The 2,069-nt window shown below is 45.9% G+C and carries 3 protein-coding genes and 1 pseudogene; 3 read left to right on the top strand and 1 reads right to left on the bottom strand.

The genetic code is table 11. From position 1 onward, the window contains the following. Positions 1-276, top strand: a pseudogene (gene cysB / locus A3751_RS22900) (HTH-type transcriptional regulator CysB); the annotation flags it as partial. A gap of 60 nt (positions 277-336) precedes the next feature. Here the strand turns inward: cysB and A3751_RS14460 are convergent. Further along, a complete protein-coding gene (locus tag A3751_RS14460) occupies positions 337-1,077 on the bottom strand; it encodes a phosphoadenylyl-sulfate reductase (RefSeq protein WP_068457355.1) in 741 nt (246 codons plus the stop codon). Between the two features lie 143 nt (positions 1,078-1,220). On the opposite strand from A3751_RS14460, the gene thrH reads away from it, so the two are divergent. Next, on the top strand, positions 1,221-1,835 hold the full coding sequence (thrH, locus tag A3751_RS14455) for a bifunctional phosphoserine phosphatase/homoserine phosphotransferase ThrH (RefSeq protein ID WP_068457352.1): 615 nt from the start codon (positions 1,221-1,223) through the stop codon (positions 1,833-1,835). A 24-nt stretch (positions 1,836-1,859) separates the two neighbouring features. Then, the coding region (locus tag A3751_RS14450; protein WP_255376088.1) for a S4 domain-containing protein at positions 1,860-2,069 on the top strand (210 nt) is incomplete at its 3' end.

Below are 2,069 nucleotides of genomic sequence, written 5' to 3'. Positions count from 1 at the left end.
GGTCTTGGAGTTGGCATTATTGCTTCGATGGCGTTTGATCCCGTAAGAGATTCAGACTTGGTGGCGATACCGGCAACAGACTTATTCCCTGATGCGATCACTAGTATTGCTTTGCGTAAAGGAACATTCATGCGCGGATTCATGTATGAGTTTTTAGCAGAATTTGCGCCGCATTTAACGCGAGACTTGGTTGATGAAGCTTTCTATAGTCATGCCCATAGAGAAGATGTGTCGAAAGTGTTTGCAGAAGTCGATATTCCCCGATACACCACTTAGGTGGTTCGGGGAATGGGTGAATGCAACTCTCAGCGACGAGTTGACGTTCACTGGCTGAATTTATTTGATGTGCAGACCGCATTCTTTTTGCGTTTCTTCTTCCCACCACCAGCGGCCTTCTCGCTCATGCTGGTTTGGTAATACTGCTCGAGTGCATGGCTCACACCCAATGCTGATAAAGCCTTTTTCGTGAAGCTTGTTGGTTGGCACTTCGCTCATGCGAAGGTAGTCCCAAACCTCTTTTGACGACCAGTTTGCTAGCGGATTGAATTTGATTAAGGTTTTGCCTTCAGCAGCGTTGGCCGTATCAAGCTCTATGACAGCCACTTCTGAGCGTGTACTTGGACTTTGATCTTTGCGTTGTCCTGAAATCCAAGCTTCTAGCGTGGCGAGCTTTCGACGTAAGGGTCTTACTTTTCTGATTGCGCAGCACTCTTTATGGCCATCCTCATAAAAACTGAACAAGCCCTTTTGTTTGACGAATGCTTCTAGCTCGTCCGTATTTGGCGCCATCAACTCGAGGTCAAGTAAGTAATGTTGACGAACGGTGTCTAGAAAGAGATATGTCTCAGGATGGAGTCGGCCAGTGTCCAAGCTAAAAACTTGAAGGTTGTCGGTCAATTTGTGGCTTAGTTCGATGAGTGCAACATCTTCTGCACCACTGAATGAAATGGCAATGTTTCCAAAGTGAGAGAAAGCAAACTTAAGAACTTCGCGGGGCGACTTTTCCGCAAGCGAAGAATTCAGAGCGCTGATTGCTTCCGGAGTAAGGTTTTCTGCTTGCGTAAAGTCGTATTCCATTGTCGTGATATCTCGCTGGGGGATGTTGTAGAAGGCTTTGGATTGTATCGATGATTTATCAATATGCAAGCTGAAGCCTTTTCGTTAGAATGGCGCCCAAATTTTTGTCATTTAACTTGAAGTTAGTATCGGGAGTATGCGACGTGGAATTAGTTTGTCTGGATTTAGAAGGTGTCTTGATTCCGGAAATTTGGATTGCTTTTGCAGAGAAAACAGGAATTGAAGAGTTAAAAGCAACGACTCGTGATATCCCTGACTACGATGTTTTAATGCAGCAGCGTTTGCGTATCCTTGACCAGCACGGTTATGGCCTGAAAGAAATCCAGGAAGTCATCGATACACTTGACCCGCTTCCTGGTGCAAAGGAGTTTGTTCAGTGGTTGAATGAGCGTTTTCAGCTTATCATCCTATCGGATACATTCTACGAATTTGGTATGCCGTTTATGGCGAAGCTTGGTTTTCCGACACTTTTTTGTCACAAGCTCGAAGTCGCCGACGATGGGCGAATCACTAACTACCTTTTGCGCCAAAAAGATCCGAAGCGTCAGTCGGTTAGGGCGTTTCAATTGCTAAATTATCGTGTGATTGCAGCGGGTGACTCCTATAATGATACGACGATGCTGAAGCAGGCTGAGGCTGGTATTTTGTTCAAGTCTCCGCAAAACGTGATTGATGAGTTTCCTCAGTTTCCTGCTGTACATACTTATGACGACCTTAAAGCTGAGATTCTTAAAGTCAGCACCACTCGGTCTTCTTAATTTTTATTCCACTTGGAGTAGTGAATGTCTGAGCCTTCAGGCGAACGAATACAAAAGGTGCTTGCGCAAGCAGGCCTTGGCTCTCGCAGAGAGATTGAACGTTGGATCGCAGATGGTCGCGTAAGCGTAAATGGTGATGTCGTTACCTTGGGCGCGCGATTATTGCCATCTGATCATGTTCGAGTGGATGGTAAGACTGTCAAGCTCGACACAGATGTGCGTATTGATCCGCGC

Source organism: Oleiphilus sp. HI0080 (genome assembly GCF_001635135.1).
This window is presented reverse-complemented; position numbering and strand designations above follow the sequence as displayed.

What these genes read in the sequence shown, in the direction of transcription:
- A3751_RS14460 (WP_068457355.1), bottom strand. Translation starts at nt 1,077, where the DNA reads ATGGAATACGACTTTACGCAAGCAGAAAACCTTACTCCGGAAGCAATC.